Below are 16,887 nucleotides of genomic sequence, written 5' to 3'. Positions count from 1 at the left end.
GGTCAGTTCTCCTTCCAGACGGCGATCCGCCAGCGGGCGAGCCATCCGATGATCAGACCGGCGACCAGGCCGGTGGCGGTGAGCACGACGAGGAGGAGCCAGCCGCGGCCGAGGTCGGGACCGCCGGGGGCGTCCGAGGACGGCACCAGGTCGACGGTCAGTTCCACCGGCATGCCGGGCGCCGCCGCCCGCACCGCGCCGGGAGCGGAGAAGGAGTTGCTGACCACCATGCAGACCGGGTCCCCGCCGGTTCCGCCGTCCGGCGAGGGGGACGCGGTCGCGTCCGCCCCGTCCTTCCTCTGGTCCGACCAGCGCAGGCCGGTGGAGAGCACGTCGGTGCGCCCGCTGCCCGCGTCGGTGCCGCGGACGAGTTCCTGCCCGTCCTTCGACACAGCGCGCAGCAGCACCCCGTAGTCGGGGTTCAGCCGGCGGTCGAGCGCGACGCTCACGGAGGCGCGCAGCTCCTGCCCCGGCGCCACCACCACCCGGTACCAGCGGTGCTCGCCGAACCGCTCCCGGTCGGTGTACACGCCGGGCGAGAGGACCGGGGCGTCGGCGCATCCCGCGCCCCCCTCCACCTTGTGCGGGGTCCGCTTGTAGGTCGTCCCGGCCCGCTGGACGAGCTGGTTGAGCCGGCCGGTCAGGTCCTGCTGGTGCTGGACGGCCGTGTACGTCCCGCCGGTCGCGTCGGCGATGCAGGTGAGCTGCTGCCGGACCTTGGCGTCCAGGGTGAGCCCGAGGGTGTCCACGACCAGGTGCGTGCCCTGGGCGGCCAGCTCGCGGGCCACGTCGCAGGGGTCGGGCGGCGAGCAGGTGTCCTCGCCGTCGGTGATGAGGACGATCCGCCGCGTCGTCTCCCCGGCGCCGAGGTCCCTGGCCGCCGCGCGGAGGGCGAGCCCGATCGGCGTCCAGCCGGTGGGGCGCAGCGTCGCGATCGCCGCCTTCGCCTCCGCCTTGTTCACCGGCCCGACCGGCGCGATCTGCCGGGTGTCCCGGCATCCGACGGACTTGGGGCTGCCGGGGAAGCGGTACTGCGAGCCGAGCACCCGGATGCCGAGCTGCGTCTCGGCGGGCAGGGCGTCGACCACCTCGCCGAAGGAGCGCTGGGCGACCGCGATGCGGCTGAGCCCGTCGATGTCCCGGGCGCGCATGGAGCCGCTGACGTCGAGCACGAGCTCCACCTTGGGCGGCTCCGCGGCACCGCCGTCGTCGGCGGAGACGGGGGGTGCCCCGGACATCGTCAGGGCGGCCGCGAGGGCGAGCAGGCAGCCGCCGGCGAGGGGTCGTCTGATGATCACCGGAGGATCCTAATGACGCCGGGCGGCCCGCGAGACCAAGATCAGATACTCCGGTCCGGGCCCGCGGGCGGGGTGCGGGCCGGGCCCGGGCGGAGGCCGAGGTCAGACGCCGTCGCCGCTCCGGTAGGCGGCCGCCTGGAGGCTGTAGAGGTCGGCGTAGAGGCCGCCGGCGGCCATGAGGGCGTCGTGGTCGCCCTCCTCGGTGACCTTGCCGTGCTCCAGCACGTAGATGCGGTCGGCGTAGCGGACGCTGGCGAGCCGGTGGGTGATGAGCAGGACGGTGCGTCCGGCGGCGTGGTCGCGGATCCTGTCGAACAGCAGGTGCTCGGCGCGGGCGTCGAGGCTGGCGGTGGGCTCGTCGCAGATCAGCAGCGGCGCGTCCCGGTAGAAGCCGCGGGCCACGGCGAGCCGCTGCCACTGGCCGCCGGACAGCTCGGCGCCGCCCCGGAAGCGGCGGTCCAGGAGCGTGTCGTAGCCGCGGGCGAGGTCCGCGACGACCTCGTCGGCGCCGGACGCGCGGGCGGCGGCCAGCACGGCGGGGTCCTCCGGCCCGCCGGCGCGGCGCTCGGGTCCGCGGCCCATGGTGATGTTCTGCCGGGCGGTCATCGGCCAGTGCGTGTACTCCTGCGCGATGACGGCGACGCGGCTCCACACCTCGTCCTGAGGGACGTCGGCGAGGGACACGTCGTCCCAGCGGACCTCGCCGCCGTCGGGGTCGTAGAGCCCGGCCATGATCCGGGAGAGGGTGGTCTTGCCGGACCCGTTCTCGCCGACGAGCGCGACGACCTCGCCGCGGCGCATCTCCAGCGAGACGCCGTTGAGCGACGGGGCGTCGGAGCCGGGATAGGTGAAGGTGACGTCCCGGACCCGGATCCGGTCGAACGCGGCGGGCAGCACACGCCGCCCGGCCCGGGGACCGGGGCCGGACGGCGGTGAGAGGGCGCGGCGCGGGATCCGTGCCTCCGCCGTGTCGCAGAAGGCGAGGTAGTCGCCGAAGTACAGGCCCTCCTCGTAGCACTGGTTGACCGCGAACACGAGGTTCACCAGGGACGTCTGCCCGCTCCTGATCGCGAGGACGGCCGTGCCCGCGACGGCCAGCGGCACCCATCCCCGCCACAGCATGACCCCCAGCGCGACGTACACGCCGGCGGTCGCGACGCCCTTCAGCGCGTCCCCGGTGATCTTCACGTAGGTCTGCCGGCGGGCGAGCCCGAGCTCGACGCGGCGCTGGTGGGCTGCGAACCGGTCGTACTCGCCGAGCAGGAACGGCCGCATCGTGAAGGCGCGGACCTCGGCGGCGTGCCGCCGCTCGGTCATCAGGTTGGACAGGATCCACTTGCGCCGGGCGACGCCGACCAGCGCGAGCATCGTGGCGTAGCGCATCCGGGCGCCGCGCACCGACGCCCAGCCCTCCGGGACCGCGGTGAGCAGGAGCAGCGGCAGCAGCAGCGGGTGCAGCACCCCGAGCGTCCCGGCGGCCGCGATCATCCCGACGGCGCCGGTCAGCACGTCCACGGCGTGCTGGACGACCTGGGGCGCCGCGTTCATCCCGCGGGTCTCGGCGCGCTGCAGGTCGTCCAGGAACGCCGAGTCGTCGAGGGCGGTCAGGTCCGCCGCCGTGGTGGCCTCGTACAGCCGCAGCTCGACCAGCCGCTGCACCTGCGGTTCGAGGCGGGCCTGCGTCCAGCCGGCGGCGGCCTGCAGGCCCGACCGTAGCGCCACCGAGCCCGCGACGAGCGCCAGCGACGGCAGCGCGTCGCGGACCCGGCCCGGCGTCGGGCCGGCGCTGAACAGCGCGGTGAGCACGCCGGTCGTGGCCAGCAGCCCGAACGCGGTGAACAGCCCGGCCGCGAGGTTGAGGGAGATCGTCGCGGCCGTGTCGGCGCGGTTCGCGCGCCAGGCCAGCCCGGCCGCCTGCGCGATCACCGCGGGGAGCCTGCGGGCCATGGTGCCCATCCCGGTCTCGGCGAGCTCGCCGTCCCTGGCGTGCCACACGTGCGCCGACAGCTCCGGCAGCTGCGACTCGAACGGGTCGTCCGGCCCGGCGCCGGTCGGATCCGGCCGGCGCCGCCGGCGTGCGAACAGCAGGAACCTTCCGGCGATACGCAGCCTCGCGCCCATGCGCCGCCCTCCGCGCGTCTGTGCCACCGAAGGGCAGTGTGCGCCTTAAGGGGGACGCTGTCCGTTTCACATGTCACATAACGCGGTGATTTGGAGGTGTGGACAATCATGCGCCGGATGGACGCGGCACTCCGCGCGTTTGTCTAGGGTCTACGGCATGACCGGCGGCCGGGCCCGGTGGCCGGACACGGAGGAAGGACGACGGCGTGGCCCGCGACAGGCACGACTCCGTACGGGCGGAGCACCAGCACGCCGCCTACGGGCGGGAGGCGTACGGCGACCCGTACGACGATCCGTACGCGGGCGACCAGCTCGCCGGAGGCCGGGCGTACCCGGACGGACCGGCGGGCGGCCCGCCGGTGCGCCGCCGCAGGCGGCGCCGCTGGCCCCGGGTCCTCGGCGTGATCGCCGCCGTGCTCGTCCTGCTGATCGTCGGCGGCTACTTCTACCTCGACTCCCGGCTGGAACGGGAGTCGGTCCTCGTCGACTACCCGGGGCGGGTCGCCGACACCCCCGGCACCAACTGGCTGATCGTCGGCTCCGACAGCCGCAAGGGCCTGGACAAGGCGGCCCAGAAGAAGCTCCACACCGGCTACGCGGCCGGGCGGCGCACCGACTCGATGATGCTGCTGCACTACGGCGCCGGCGGCACGTCCCTCGTCAGCCTCCCGCGCGACTCCTACGTCCCCATCCCGGGGCACGGCTCCAACAAGCTGAACGCGGCGTTCGCGTTCGGCGGGCCGAAGCTGCTCGCGCAGACGGTGGAGAAGGCCACGGGCGTGCACATCGACCACTACGCCGAGATCGGGTTCAACGGGTTCGTGGGCGTGGTGGACGCCGTCGGCGGCGTGAACATCTGCGTCAAGGAGGACCTCAAGGACCCCAAGGCCGGCATCGACCTGAAGGCCGGCTGCCAGAACCTCAAGGGCAGCGACGCGCTCGGCTACGTCCGCAGCCGCCACTACGCCCGCGCCGACCTGGAGCGCGTCGAGCACCAGCGGCAGTTCTTCGGCGCGCTGATGAAGAAGGCGTCCAGCCCGGCGACGCTCCTCAACCCGTTCCGCAGCGTCCCGCTCGCCCTGCACTCCACCAGCAACTTCCTCGTGGACGACGGCGACCACCTGTACGACCTGGTGCGGATGATGTGGGCGATGCGCAGCGTGTCCAACGGCGGCGTGACGACGACCGTCCCGATCGGCGGCACCGGGTCCTCGCCGAGCGTCGGCGCCTACATCACCTGGGACAGGACCAAGGCGTCGGAGCTGTTCGGCGCGCTCAAGCAGGGGCAGCCCATCCCGTCCGACCTCGTCCAGAAGTGAGGCGCGCGCCCGGCGGGGCCCGCGGGCCCCGACCGGGCGCCGGCGTGGCATAGAGTCGGTCCATGGCGGATGTGACGTCTGAGGACGGAAAGCAGGACGACCTGTCGACCCTGTCGTCCAAGGAGCTCCACGACCGGGCGATGGAACGCGCCAAGGAGCGGCACGACGTGGGCTTCCTGTGGGACCTGCTGCGCGCCATCCCGGCCGCCGCCGCGGCCACCGGCGAGGTCGACCGCGCCGAGTTCGACCTCCTCCACGGGCTGTCGCTGCTGCGCGAGTTCACGCACGCGGGACAGGGCGAGATGGCCGACGCCCTCCGGCCCTTCTACATCGAGTACCTCACCGAGCACGGCGGCTGAGCCCGCGCCTCGCGCCTCGCGCCCCGCTCCCCGGTCCCCGCTCCAAGCGGACCTGACCCCGACTTTGCCCTGCCTTGATCTCCGTACGGCCACCCTTGGGAACTACACTCCGTAGGCATCCGATCGCAGAGGGTGGTTGAAGTGAACAAGAAACATCTGAAGGTGGCCTCTATCGCCTTCGTTGCGTGGTATGTCATCAGCAGGCCGGAGGGGGCGGCGCATCTGTTCAACAACGCCCTGAGCGGGCTGGGGACCGCGGCCGAGTCGTTGTCGCAGTTCATGAGCGCGATACCCAACTAGGAACCGCTCCGAGGCCCCGTACCCGCGGCGGGTGCGGGGCTTTTTCGCGCGCGGCAAGCAAGCGCTCTCCCCCGCGTCACAGTAAAATCCCGCTTTGCGAGCAGACGCGGCTGGGCATCATTGGATCGGGTCAATGTGTCGCTGCGCTACAACAGGGACGGCGTACGGATGAAGAAGAACCTCCGCTATGTGGCCATCGCCTTCGTCATCTTCTACCTGCTGAGCTCACCCCGGGACGCGGCCGGCTTCGTCAACAACGCGTTCACGCAGCTGGGAAGGGCCGGTGATCAGGTCTCCTCGTTCGTGAGCAGCCTGGACCTGTCGCCGTGACCCTCCGCCTCCGGACGCGATCCGGGCGGTGCGGGCCGGGGGTGATCGCCTAGGATCGCCACATGTCCTTCTATGACGTGGAGATCGAGGGTCTGCAGGGCGGTTCCGCGGACCTCGGGCAGTACCGGGGCAAGGCCGTGCTCGTCGTCAACGTCGCCTCCAAGTGCGGCCTGACCCCGCAGTACGCCGGCCTGGAGCGGCTGCAGGAGCGGTTCGCCGGGCGCGGCTTCACCGTCCTCGGCGTCCCCTGCAACCAGTTCATGGGCCAGGAGCCCGGCAGCGCCGAGGAGATCGCGCAGTTCTGCTCGACGACCTACGGGGTCACCTTCCCGATGACCGAGAAGATCGAGGTCAACGGCGACGGCAGGCACGCGCTGTACGAGGGCCTCGTCGGCACCCCTGACGCCGAGGGGCACACCGGCGACATCCGGTGGAACTTCGAGAAGTTCCTGATCGCCCCGGACGGCGCCGTCGCCGCCCGGTTCGCGCCGCAGACCGAGCCGGAGTCCGCCGACGTCGTCGCCGCCATCGAGAAGAACCTTCCGGCCTGAGACGCCCCGGGAGGGCGGCGGCCGCGCGCACCGGCCCCCCGATCCACCGGCCGGTGCTGTGAATCGCGCCACACGGGTTGTCGCTATTGCATGTGACGTCTAACTTTTGAGGTCGCGTCAGAACGTGGAGGTGCCATGAGCGGGTGGACGGCGGCCGACATCCCCGACCTGCAGGGCCGGCGGGCGATCGTCACCGGGGCCAACAGCGGCATCGGCTACCACACGGCGCTGCAGCTCGCCCGGCACGGCGCGTCCGTCGTGCTGGCCTGCCGCAGCGCCGAGCGCGGCCAGGCCGCCTTCGACCGGATCAGGGCGGCCGCGCCCGGCGCCGACGTCGCCCTCGGCGCCCTCGATCTCGCCGACCTCGCGTCGGTCCGCGCGTTCGCCTCCCGGCACGCCGGCGCGCCGCTGGACATCCTGGTCAACAACGCGGGCGTCATGGCGCTCCCGCGCCGCACCACCACCGACGGCTTCGAGATGCAGTTCGGCACCAACCACCTCGGCCACTTCGCGCTCACCGGCCTGCTGCTGCCCGCGCTGCGCGCCGCCGCGTCCGCCCGCGTCGTCACGGTGACGTCGGGGTTCGCCTGGAGCGGCCGGTTCCGCTTCGACGACCTGCAGGGCGAGCGCCGCTACAGCAAGTGGGGCGCCTACGGCCAGGCCAAGCTCGCCAACCTCGTCTTCGCCCGCGAGCTGGACCGCCGCGTCCCCGAGGTCACCAGCGTCGCCGCCCACCCCGGCTACGCCGCCACCAACCTCCAGGAGGCCGGCCCGAAGATGGCCGGCAACTCCGTCATGGAGAAGGCGATGGTCGTCAGCAACGCCGTGGTGGCGCAGCCCGCCGCCGCCGGGGCGCTGCCCTCCCTGTACGCCGCGACGGCGCCGGACGTCGAGGGGGGCGCCTGCTACGGCCCGCGCCTGCTGCAGTTCCGCGGCAGCCCCGTCAAGGTCGTCACGCCGCCGCAGGCCGCCAAGGCCGGCCTGGGCGACCGGCTCTGGCGGGTCTCCGAGGCCCTCACCGGCGTCGCCTACGCCCCGGCGTCCGCCTAGCGCGGCGGGCTGGCGATGTCCCAGTCGAGGGTGGCGGGGATCGCGCCTTCGAGGGTGAGCAGCCAGCGCTTGACCTCGACGCCGGAGCCGCCGCTGTAGCCGCCGATCCCGTTCGACGCGACCACGCGGTGGCACGGCACGATCAGCGGGATCGGGTTGCCGCCCATCACCTGCCCGATCACCTGGGCGTGCACGCCGGTCCCGCTGCGGTCGCCCAGCTCGCCGTAGGTGATCGTCCGCCCGTAGGGGACGGTCTCGTACAGCGTGGTGAGCACCTGCCGGTGGACGTCGCCCGTGAGCCGCCAGTCGATCGGCAGCTCGAAGGTCTTCAGGTCGCCGGCGAAGTAGTCGCGGAGCGCCGCGAGCGCCGGGTCGAGGCGGCCGGGCGCGTCCACCACCGGCAGGCCCGTCTTGCGGGCGGCCCGCTCGCGCGCCGCCGGGGTGTCGCGGAAGTCCAGCGACACGATCCCCGTCTCGGTCTCGCTCACGAGCAGCCGTCCCAGCACGGTGTCGACCGTGCCGAACGCGAGTGTCTCGGTCATCGTCGGGCGCTCCCTTCCGCTCCGTCCAGCCTGCCATTTGAGTCCGACAATTTCGTCAACACCGCGACGGCCCGTCAGGTTGCGGCCGCGAGGGTCCGGTGCAGCCGGCCGGCCTCCTTCACCAGCCGGCTGGACCCGCCGCGCCCGGCGACGGCCTCCAGCGCGGGGAGCATGCCGCGCGCGCCGATCGTCTCGGCGGTGCGGGTGCCGAGCGCCAGCAGGTCGGGAAGACCGCCCGGGGCGCGCTCGCCCGGCGCGGGGAGCACCTCGGGGAGCGCGGCGGCGACCAGCGTCCAGACGTCCGCGAGCGCGCCGGCGTCCGCGGCGGCGGTGAGCGCCCTGACCACCCTGCCGAGCCTGACGCGGTCGAAGGCCGCGAGCCGGCCGACCGCGACGCCGGTCTCCGCGGCGGGCAGGACGCCGCGCGCGCTCAGCGCGAGGAGGGCCTCGACCGCGTCGGCGCGGTGGCGTTCGTGGCGGTTGGCCAGCGTCAGGGCGAGCAGCGTCCCGGTGGCGGCGCCGGCGGGGCCGCCGGCCTCGGCGAGGGCGAGCACCGTCGCGCCCTGCGCCTGGGTCTCGTCGGTCAGGCAGGCCTGGTAAGGGACGAGATGCGCCGCGGCGACCTCCCGGTGCGACGGCGTCACGCCCGGCCACCATGCGAAGGCCGAGCGGTACGACGGCTGCCCGAAGTCCCGCCACCCCTCCTCGGGGAAGGCGCACAGGCGCGCGACGTCGGAGTCCCCGGGCATGGAGACGACGGAGAGGATCCGGGACGGGAGGCGGAGCGTGCGGTCGCCGACGGTCGCCGCCGGCTTCTCGAGCACCTCGCACCGAACCTCAGGGTCGTCGGGCGGGCCCGCGGCGAGCCAGGCGGCCATCGCGCGCCCGGCCGGCGACACCAGGTTCCCGGCCCGGGCGGCGGCCGCGGCGTCGGTCTCCCGGGGGACGCGGAGCATCGCCTGCGCCAGTTCCGCCCGCCCCGGTTCGGCGCCCGCCGCCTCCAGCCGTTCGAGCCGCTCGACGAGCACCACCGGGTCGATGTGGCCGGCGGCGGTGGTCGGGGCCGCCAGCAGCACGGGCGCCCCGCCCAGCGACGCGGCGATCTCCCGGCCGCGCAGCGCGAGGAACCGGTCCATCTGCGGATGGAAGACGGTCGCCCCCTTGCGCGCCCAGCCCTTGACGAACGAGGCCAGCGTTTCGACCAGCCGGTTCGGCGTCTTCGCGACGAACAGGGACCGGACGGCCCACAGCGGCCAGTTCGCCTCGTTGTGAGCGCCGAGCGAGGTGTCCGGGTCCACCAGCCACGGCATCGGGGCCACCACGGGGCGCAGGGCGTCGCGGGCGGCGTCGGCGTCCTGGTGGGCGAACGCGACGAGCGCGGCGAGGAAGCGCTCGACCGCGAGCCAGTCCTGATGCTCGGTGCGGAGCAGGGCGTCGAACTCCGCCGCCATCTCGGCGGGGGACGCGATCGGAGCGGGAAGCTCGCGCGGCACGAACGGCGGGGGACCGAGCACCACCGGGGCGTCGGACTCCACCTCGCCGAACGCGGTGGCGATCGTCTCGCGGAGCGGCCCTTGCAGCGCCGAGGCCGCGGCGCGGACCTCCTCGCCCGTCTCCGCGGACGCCCGGCCCGCGTGCTTGACGGCGATCTTGACGGCGCGTTCCCGCAGGTCGAGGGAGTCGCAGGAGAAGACGGCGGTGACCGCGCGGAGCGTGGCGTCCACCCGGGCGCGCTTGCGCGCGGTCCGGTCGGCCCAGGTCAGCCCTGCCCGGACCAGCTTCGCCTCGGCCCGGAACAGCACCGCGCCCGCCGCCTCCTCGAACAGCGGCTCGTCGACCCGTTCCAGCTCGTCGGCCCGGCGGACGGCCCGCAAGGCCAGATCCGCGACCGTCGAGGGCGCGGACGGCAGCAGCCGGGCGTAGTCCCGCACGCGCGCGACCACCTCGTCGTCCGTGGGCTCCAGGACCTCGTGCAACTGGACGAACCAGCGCAGCTCGTGCGGCGTGCCGCCGCGCAGGAACCGCCGGACGCAGCCGCCGATCAGCGTGTCGCGGGCGATCCGTCCGGTGGCGGCGAGCTCGGCCAGCGCGTCGGCCCAGGTCCTGCGCTCCCGGTCCCATTCCGCGCTGCTCCGGTCGAAGGCGAGGGCCGCGCCGACGCCGTCCGCCTCGAACAGCCGGGGGAGGAGCGCGTCGAGGAAGGGGTCGTCGGCGAGCGTCCTGGTGTCGGCGCCGCCGCTCGCCCACATCACGGCGAAGCCGTCGGCCGCCGGCGGCTCCGCGCCCGCCGACAGGGTGAGGCCCGCCGCCATGTGCCACCGCGGAAGCACCTCCTCCGCGAAGTCCGTCACCCGGATGCGCTCGGCGATGCGGCGGCCGACGTCGGCGCGCCATTCGGCGGGGCGGTCCGCGGTGACCTTGTCCAGGTCCTTGCGCAGCTGCGGGCCCTGGGAGCGCAGCCACCACGAGTCGAACTCGCGGCGGCACAGCCATGCCGCCGCTGCGGCGGCCCCGCCGATCGTGCCCGCGCCCGCCAGCATCAGCGGCCGGTGGAAGCCCCTCTCCAAGTCCCCGAACCGGGTCGCGTCGCGCATCTCCTTCAGCCTGCCGGGCAGCCGGCCGGCGACCTCCTTGCGCCCCGCCGCGTCCAGGCGGGAGACCAGCGTGATCACCCGGCCGGCGTCCTTGGCGTCGATCGCGTCCCGGATCGCGTCCCAGCTCATCGCGCCGCCTCCGCGTCCAGCCCGGCGTCCAGCCCGGCGAGCAGCTCGCCGTCGCGCCGGACGATCGTGGCCGCGAGGACGTGCTTGCACGGGCCGCGCTCGCCCCGGTGATCGAACCACCACGGGCACGTACAGGTGGTGCGTTCCCCTTCGAACCGGACGAGGCGCTCGCCGCCGTCGGTCGTCACGACCGCCGAGGCGTCGCCGGTGAACCGGACGGCGCCGTCCGCGACCAGCGCCCGCGCCGACCGCAGGCGCGGGTTCAGCCCCGCCACCAGTGCCGGGTCGTAGGGCAGCTCCCGGTGGAAGAACGCGGCCTCGGCGGCGTCGAAGCCGACCCGGCCGGACGTCCCGAGCTGCGTCAGCGCCGCCCTCGTCCGGTCGAGCGGGAGCCCGGACCGCTCGGACAGCGGGCCGGGGTCCACCCGCGGCTCGAACGACAGCAGCGCGCCGACCAGGTCGGCGTCGCCCGCGGCCTCGTCGGTCGCGAGGGCGCCGAGGACGGCGCCCTCCCCGGAGAAGCCCCGCGACGGCTCCGGCGACAGCGTCAGGACATAGCGCATGCCGGGCAGCTCCAGCTCCCACACGCTCGCCGCGGGCCCGCTCGCGGCGGTGGCCGGGGGGCCGTAGGCGCGCAGCGCGCGGGCGAACCGCAGCAGCGGCAGCATGGTCCGCAGCCGGTCGGCCCCGGCGAGGCACACCGCCCCCGGGCCCGGACGCGACGACAGCCGCAGCGTCCGTCCGGCCGGCGCCGCCCACAGCGCCCCGCGCGAACGGGCGGGCAGCGACCGCAGGAACCGGACGGCGTCCGGGCCCTTCAGCTCCGCCCGCGGGTCGAACCCGGCCGTGATCACCTGGACCTCGGCGAACCCGCGCAGCCACCGCTCCGGCAGCGGGACCTTCTTCTCCACCACCGCGCCGTCCAGGGTGGTCACCGCCATCTCGTCGGCGCCCACCGCCAGGTGCAGCGGGTCCGACCCGCCGACGCGGGCGAGCGACTCCCGCAGCGGCCCGTTGACGTCCACGTTCGTCGTGCCGCGCTCGAGGACGTCGCCGTCCAGCGCCGGCTCCAGCACGTCCAGCCGCGCGTACACGCCGCCGCACGCGGAGAACGACTCCATCCGCAGCCGGTCGCCGTTGCAGGTGACCACCGGGTCGCGGAAGCCGGTGGGGCGCGGCTGGAAGTACCGGGTCCGCGCCACGTCGGCCAGCGCGATGAGCCCCGCCGCGGCCGGCGCGGCCTGGGTGAGCACCCCGCTGAAGAAGTGCGGATGGGCCTGCGGCCCGCCGCTCGTCGTCCCTCCGGACGTCGACAGCCCCAGAAGGCCGCCGTCCAGTCCGGAGGGACGCGTGTAGGAGTACGCCTGTGCCGCCGTCGCGCTGCTCGCCATGCCTCCACAAGGTAGAGATCACCAGCGACAAAAGCGCCGGATCCGGCGAATCACTCGAGGGCCCCCGGGAACAGGAGGGCCAGCTCGTGGGGGTACCGCGCGATGAGCCGGAGCTCGTCGTCGGTGAGGGGGCGGCCCGTCTGGGCGTTGCAGAGCTGGACGAGCTTGAACGACAGCTCCTCGTCGGCGGGCTCGACGCCGAGGCCGTCCATGACGTGCCGGAACCCGGCCTTGCCGCCGTACTCGCCGGTCAGGACGACGCGTCCGGGCCGCGCGTGCCAGTCGTCGGGGAACGGGCCGAGGGTCTCCTCGTCGTACAGCTCGTAGTTGCCGTGGTCCTTCAGGGCGCCGTCGGCGTGGATGCCGGACTCGTGCGCGAAGGCGTTCCGCCCGACGCCGACCTGGTTGTAGGGGAGCGGCTGGCCGAAGGCGTAGCTCGCCCACAGCGCGAAGCGGCGCGCCCAGGACAGGTCGATCGGGTCGCCGATCTCGGCGCCGGTGACCTGCGGGTCGAAGGCGTGCCGGAACGCGAGGATGGTGGACAGCAGGTCGGCGTTGCCGGACCGCTCGCCGATCCCGTTGACGCACGTGTTGATCCAGGCGTCCTGCCCGGCCTCCAGGTCGCCGAGCGCGCCGTGGAGGGAGTTGGCGACGGCGAGGCCGAGGTCGTTGTGGCAGTGGGTCTCGACGGGCAGGCCGACCGCGGCGGCGAGCTTGGCGAAGCGCTCGCGGATGCGGTCCGGGGTGTCGCCGCCGATGGTGTCGCAGTAGCGGACCCGGTCGGCGCCGGCCTCCTTCGCGGCGAGCGCGAACTCGGTGAGGAACCCGTCGTCGGTGCGGGAGCCGTCCTCGGCGTTGACGCCGACGGTCCGCGCGCCGCCCGCCTTGGCCGCGCGGACGGCCGCGGCCATCTCGCGGATGACGGCGTCGCGGTCGAGCTTCCCGCGGAACTTGTTCGCGAGCATGTAGTCCGACGTGGAGATGGACAGGTTGTAGTGCGCGAGCCCGGTGCCGCCGGCCGTCCGGACCTGGACGGCCTTCTCCACGTCCTGCGGGACGCCCCGGCACCAGCCGGACAGCCGCAGGTCGCCGAACGCGCCCGCCTCCGCCAGCGCGATCTGCGCCCGGACGTAGGGGACCTCGTGGAACAGGAACGGGAACCCGATCTCGGACTGCGCGACGCCGAGCCGTCCCAGGTAGAAGTTCACCATCGTCTTGCCGAACTTCGACAGCCCGGTCCGGGCGGTCTGGACGCCGTCGCGGTTGGTGACGTCGAGGAAGTGAATCTGTGGCATGCCCTCAGATTGACAGTCGGATCCATATGTATCAATATTGACGAAAATCAATGTAGGTGGAGCGGGCATGGGCGAGAACGACCAGCTGGGCGGGTGGATCGACGCGGCGGCCGCCGCCGAACGGCTCGGTGTGAAGCCCGCCACGTTGTACGCCTACGTCAGCCGGGGCGTGCTGCGCCGCCGGCACGCCCCGGACGGCCGCCGCAGCCTGTTCGACGCCGCGCAGGTCGAGGAGCTGGCCCGGCGCGGCAGGCCCCGCCGGGGGCCCGGCCCGGGGGAGCTGGCGATCGAGTCGGCGATCACCGCGCTCGGCGCGGACCGTCCCTACTACCGGGGCCGCGACGTGCTCGGCCTGGCCGAGCACGGGCCGTTCGAGCGGGTCGCCGGCTGGCTGTGGACGGGCCGCGACGAGCCGGCCGAGGCGCCGTGGCGGGCGCGGGACGAGGGCGTCGCGGCGGCCGTCGCCGCGCAGTCCGGGCTGCCCGAGGGGCTGCTCCCGATGGACCGCCTCCAGGTGATCGTCGCCGCGCTCGCCGCGACCGACCCCCTGCGCCACCACCTCGACCCGGAGGGCGTCACCGCCACCGCCCGCGCCCTCATCGCGGGCCTCGTCGAAGCCCTCCCCGCGGCGGGTCGCCCCTTGGAGCGCGCCCATGACGACGACTCGCCGCAACCCGGCGGGGAGGGGGTGGCCGGGCGGCTGTGGGGGCGGCTGTGCCCGCGGCCGGGGGAGGCGGGGACGCTGCGCGCGCTGGAGGCCGCGCTGATCCTGCTGGCCGACCACGAGCTGGCGGCCTCGACGCTGGCCGCGCGGGTCGCCGCGTCCGTGCGGGCCGACCCGTACGCCGTCGTCGCGTCCGGGCTCGGCGTGCTCAGCGGGCCGCTGCACGGCGGCGCCTCCTACGGGGCGGAACGGCTGATCGCGGAGGTGGCCGACCCGGCGTCGGCCGCGCAGGTGGTCGGCGCGCGGCTGCGCGCCGGCGAGCGCGTCCCCGGGTTCGGGCACGTGGTGTACAAGTCGGGCGACGGGCGCGCGGCGCTGCTGCTGGACCTGGTCCGCGCGGCGGCGCCGGGGCACCCCCGGCTCGCCGCCGCCGAAGCCGTGCTGGACGAGGCGGAGCGGCGCCGGCTGCCCTCCGCGAACATCGACTTCGCGGTGGCGGCGCTCGGCGCGGTCGCCGGGTTCGTCCCGGGCGCGGGGGAGGCGGTGTTCGCGGTCGCCCGCACCGCCGGGTGGCTCGCGCACGCCATCGAGGAGTACGGCGGCGCGCACCCGCTGCGCCCGCGCGCCGTCTACACCGGGCCGCCGCTTCCGGACGCCGCCTCCGCACCCCGCCGCTCCGGGCGTTCGCGCTGACCACCGCACGGCCCGCGGCCATCCGGGGGTTGTGCACGGACGGCGCGGGACCGGGGGTACGCTCGTTGACGTGCGACGGTTCCTCACCCCGGCCTGGCTCGGCCTGCATGCGATCGCGGTCGTGCTCTGCGGCGCGTTCATCGGCTTCGGCTGGTGGCAGTACGACCGCGCCCAGGAGGGCAACGACCGCAGCTGGGCGTACACGTTCGAATGGCCGATCTTCGCGATCTTCGTGATCGTGATGTGGGTCAAGATGATCCGCGACGAGAAGGCCGGCGTGACCCCGGCGCCCAAGGTGATCGAGGAGCCGGCGGAGGCCGCGGTCAAGCGCGAGATCATCCGGCGCCAGGAGGAGGAGGACCCCGCGCTCGCGGCCTACAACCGCTACCTCGCGCGGCTCAACTCCCAGACCGACCGGCGCGGCTGACCGCGCCGCCGCGGGCGCCCCGGCCGCCGCGCGGCCGTCCGACGTGTGCGGGCCGCCGGAAGCGGCCGGCCGATGAAAGGGTGTGAACTGTGGAAGGCGCGGTGACCCGGTACCGGATCCTCGCCCTGCTCGTCGGCAGCCTCCTGGTGCTGCTGGTGATCGGCATGATCCTCAAGTACGGTCCGACCGACATGCCCGCGATGGCGGGCATCGTGGCGCCCGTCCACGGGCTGTTCTACATGGTCTACCTCGTCGCCGCCTACGACGTGTGGCGGCGGGCGGACTGGCCGCTGACCAAGATGGTGCTGATCGTGCTCGGCGGCGTCGTGCCGCTGATGACGTTCTGGGTGGAGCGCAAGGTCGTCACCGAGGCGCGCCAGGTGCGGCCCGCGGCGGCGGCCGAGCCCGAGCCCGAGCCGTCCGGCGCCGACTCGACCCGCGCCTGACCCTCCTTCCGCCTCGGCTCCTCCGGGGGCTGGATCCGGGGGCCTGCCCGGGAGTAACGTTTGACTCAGTCAAACGTGGAGGGCGAGCATGGAGGCGACGGCGGCGGACGTCGGCACGGTCCGGGCGTTCAACCGGTTCTACACCGGAGTGATCGGAGTGCTCGGCGAGGGCCTGGTGCGCTCCCCCTACTCCCTCACCGAGGCCAGGGTGATCTTCGAGCTGGCGCAGCGGGAGGACACCGAGGTGCTCGCCCTGCGGCGCGCCCTCGACCTCGATCCCGGCTACCTCAGCCGGATGCTGACCCGTTTCGAGAACGACGGCCTGGTCGTCCGCGAACGCGCGCCCGGCGACGCGCGCCGGCAGGTCGTCCGGCTCACCGACCGGGGCCGCGAGGTGCAGGCGATGCTGGACGAGCGGTCCAGCGCCGAGATCCGCGCGCTGCTGGGCGGCCTCGCCGAGGACGACCGCCGCCGGCTCCTCGGCGCGATGCGCACCGTCCAGGGGATCCTCGGCGGGCGCGCCCGCCCGGAGGGCGCCGTCCTGCGGCCGCTCGGCCCCGGCGACCTCGGGTGGGTCGTCGAGCGCAACGGCGCCCTCTACGCCGAGGAGTGCGGCTGGGACCGCACCTACGAGGCGCTCGTCGCCCGCGTCGTCGCCGACTACGTCCAGGATCACGACCCCGAGCGGGAGAGCGCCTGGATCGCCGAGGCCGGCGGCGAACGGGCCGGCGCGGTGTTCTGCGTCCGGCGCGAGGAGGACGTGGCCCAGCTGCGGCTCCTGCACGTCGAGCCCGCCGCGCGGGGCATGGGCGTCGGCGCGGCGCTGGTCGAGGAGTGCGTCCGCTTCGCCACCGACGCCGGATACCTCGAGATCATGCTGTGGACGACGGCGCTGCAGCGGCCCGCGCACCGGATCTACGAGCGGGCCGGGTTCATCCTGGAAGAGGAGGAGCCGCCGGTCGCCCGCTTCGGCGACGTGGTGCACGGCCAGGTCTGGCGCAAGAAGCTCTGACCCTCCTCGCGAGGGCTCCCGTGGAACGAACCGAGCCCGTGAAGGCGCTCTCGCCTTCACGGGCTCGGCTCCGCAGCGATCCCTTACTGCGTGTGGGCGGCCGGGACGGGGGTCGGACGGAGTTCCGGCCGCCTGGTGCACCGGCATGGCGCCGGCTCGGATCGGGGCTGATTCCCACCTCCCTTCCGTGCCCGGCCGGACGGGGGCGTGACGGCCCGTCCGGCTTCAGGGGGCGGGCACCGCAGGGGCGCCCGATCGAACGGGGGTTCCGGGGCCGGGCCGGCGGCGCAGGTCGGTGGGGCCGCCGGCCCGGCGGTGAGGGGCGCCGGCGCCGCGGGGGCGTACGGCACCGGCGCCCGATGGCGG

The 16,887-nt window shown here is 74.4% G+C and carries 16 protein-coding genes; 10 read left to right on the top strand and 6 right to left on the bottom strand.

Annotated features, from left to right (window positions below):
• Positions 1 to 2: 2 nt before the first annotated feature.
• On the bottom strand, positions 3 to 1,298 hold the full coding sequence (locus J4557_RS01630) for a VWA domain-containing protein (RefSeq protein ID WP_208264483.1): 1,296 nt from the start codon (positions 1,296 to 1,298) through the stop codon (positions 3 to 5).
• A 102-nt stretch (positions 1,299 to 1,400) separates the two neighbouring features.
• Positions 1,401 to 3,419: an ABC transporter ATP-binding protein gene (locus tag J4557_RS01625; RefSeq protein WP_208264482.1), complete on the bottom strand. Its 2,019-nt coding sequence runs from the start codon at positions 3,417 to 3,419 to the stop codon at positions 1,401 to 1,403.
• A 206-nt stretch (positions 3,420 to 3,625) separates the two neighbouring features.
• On the opposite strand from J4557_RS01625, the gene J4557_RS51465 reads away from it, so the two are divergent.
• The 6 genes from J4557_RS51465 (at position 3,626) to J4557_RS01595 (ending at position 7,328) form a co-directional block, all read left to right on the top strand.
• Complete coding sequence (locus J4557_RS51465; RefSeq protein ID WP_208264481.1) at positions 3,626 to 4,738, top strand: LCP family protein; 1,113 nt, start codon at positions 3,626 to 3,628, stop codon at positions 4,736 to 4,738.
• 62 nt (positions 4,739 to 4,800) lie between these two features.
• Complete coding sequence (locus tag J4557_RS01615) at positions 4,801 to 5,097, top strand: hypothetical protein (RefSeq protein WP_190865323.1); 297 nt, start codon at positions 4,801 to 4,803, stop codon at positions 5,095 to 5,097.
• A 141-nt stretch (positions 5,098 to 5,238) separates the two neighbouring features.
• A complete protein-coding gene (locus J4557_RS01610) occupies positions 5,239 to 5,397 on the top strand; it encodes a hypothetical protein (protein WP_208264480.1) in 159 nt (52 codons plus the stop codon).
• 168 nt (positions 5,398 to 5,565) lie between these two features.
• Positions 5,566 to 5,727 carry a hypothetical protein gene (locus J4557_RS01605; protein ID WP_190865319.1) on the top strand — a complete coding sequence of 54 codons (162 nt, stop codon included), beginning with the start codon at positions 5,566 to 5,568 and terminating at the stop codon, positions 5,725 to 5,727.
• 62 nt (positions 5,728 to 5,789) lie between these two features.
• Positions 5,790 to 6,278 carry a glutathione peroxidase gene (locus J4557_RS01600; RefSeq protein WP_208264479.1) on the top strand — a complete coding sequence of 163 codons (489 nt, stop codon included), beginning with the start codon at positions 5,790 to 5,792 and terminating at the stop codon, positions 6,276 to 6,278.
• Between the two features lie 135 nt (positions 6,279 to 6,413).
• Entirely contained in the window at positions 6,414 to 7,328 is a 915-nt protein-coding gene (locus J4557_RS01595; protein ID WP_208264478.1) for an oxidoreductase, read from the top strand.
• On the opposite strand, the gene J4557_RS01590 is transcribed toward J4557_RS01595, so the two are convergent.
• The 4 genes from J4557_RS01590 to J4557_RS01575 all read right to left on the bottom strand — a co-directional run bounded on the left by J4557_RS01590 (position 7,325) and on the right by J4557_RS01575 (position 13,279).
• Positions 7,325 to 7,870: a methylated-DNA--[protein]-cysteine S-methyltransferase gene (locus J4557_RS01590; protein WP_208264477.1), complete on the bottom strand. Its 546-nt coding sequence runs from the start codon at positions 7,868 to 7,870 to the stop codon at positions 7,325 to 7,327. The two genes, J4557_RS01595 and J4557_RS01590, sit on opposite strands and share 4 nt — an antisense overlap.
• 74 nt (positions 7,871 to 7,944) lie before the next feature.
• Positions 7,945 to 10,593 carry a DUF6493 family protein gene (locus J4557_RS01585; RefSeq protein ID WP_208264476.1) on the bottom strand — a complete coding sequence of 883 codons (2,649 nt, stop codon included), beginning with the start codon at positions 10,591 to 10,593 and terminating at the stop codon, positions 7,945 to 7,947.
• Positions 10,590 to 11,984, bottom strand: coding sequence for an SWIM zinc finger family protein (locus tag J4557_RS01580; RefSeq protein WP_208264475.1), 1,395 nt, complete (start codon positions 11,982 to 11,984; stop codon positions 10,590 to 10,592). Before J4557_RS01580 ends, J4557_RS01585 begins: the two co-directional genes overlap by 4 nt.
• A 50-nt stretch (positions 11,985 to 12,034) precedes the next feature.
• Entirely contained in the window at positions 12,035 to 13,279 is a 1,245-nt protein-coding gene (locus tag J4557_RS01575) for a LeuA family protein (RefSeq protein ID WP_208264474.1), read from the bottom strand.
• Between the two features lie 67 nt (positions 13,280 to 13,346).
• On the opposite strand from J4557_RS01575, the gene J4557_RS01570 reads away from it, so the two are divergent.
• The 4 genes from J4557_RS01570 (at position 13,347) to J4557_RS01555 (ending at position 16,521) form a co-directional block, all read left to right on the top strand.
• On the top strand, positions 13,347 to 14,636 hold the full coding sequence (locus tag J4557_RS01570) for a citrate/2-methylcitrate synthase (RefSeq protein ID WP_208264473.1): 1,290 nt from the start codon (positions 13,347 to 13,349) through the stop codon (positions 14,634 to 14,636).
• Between the two features lie 70 nt (positions 14,637 to 14,706).
• Positions 14,707 to 15,063: a hypothetical protein gene (locus tag J4557_RS01565; protein ID WP_190865303.1), complete on the top strand. Its 357-nt coding sequence runs from the start codon at positions 14,707 to 14,709 to the stop codon at positions 15,061 to 15,063.
• 89 nt (positions 15,064 to 15,152) lie between these two features.
• Entirely contained in the window at positions 15,153 to 15,509 is a 357-nt protein-coding gene (locus J4557_RS01560; RefSeq protein ID WP_208264472.1) for a DUF3817 domain-containing protein, read from the top strand.
• Between the two features lie 88 nt (positions 15,510 to 15,597).
• A complete protein-coding gene (locus tag J4557_RS01555) occupies positions 15,598 to 16,521 on the top strand; it encodes a bifunctional helix-turn-helix transcriptional regulator/GNAT family N-acetyltransferase (RefSeq protein ID WP_208264471.1) in 924 nt (307 codons plus the stop codon).
• The last annotated feature ends 366 nt before the right edge of the window (positions 16,522 to 16,887 follow it).

The organism is Actinomadura nitritigenes (assembly GCF_017573545.1).
GTDB classification, from domain to species: Bacteria; Actinomycetota; Actinomycetes; order Streptosporangiales; family Streptosporangiaceae; genus Spirillospora; species Spirillospora nitritigenes.
The sequence above is the reverse complement of the archived record's forward strand: the minus strand, read 5'-3'. Positions and strand labels throughout refer to the sequence as shown.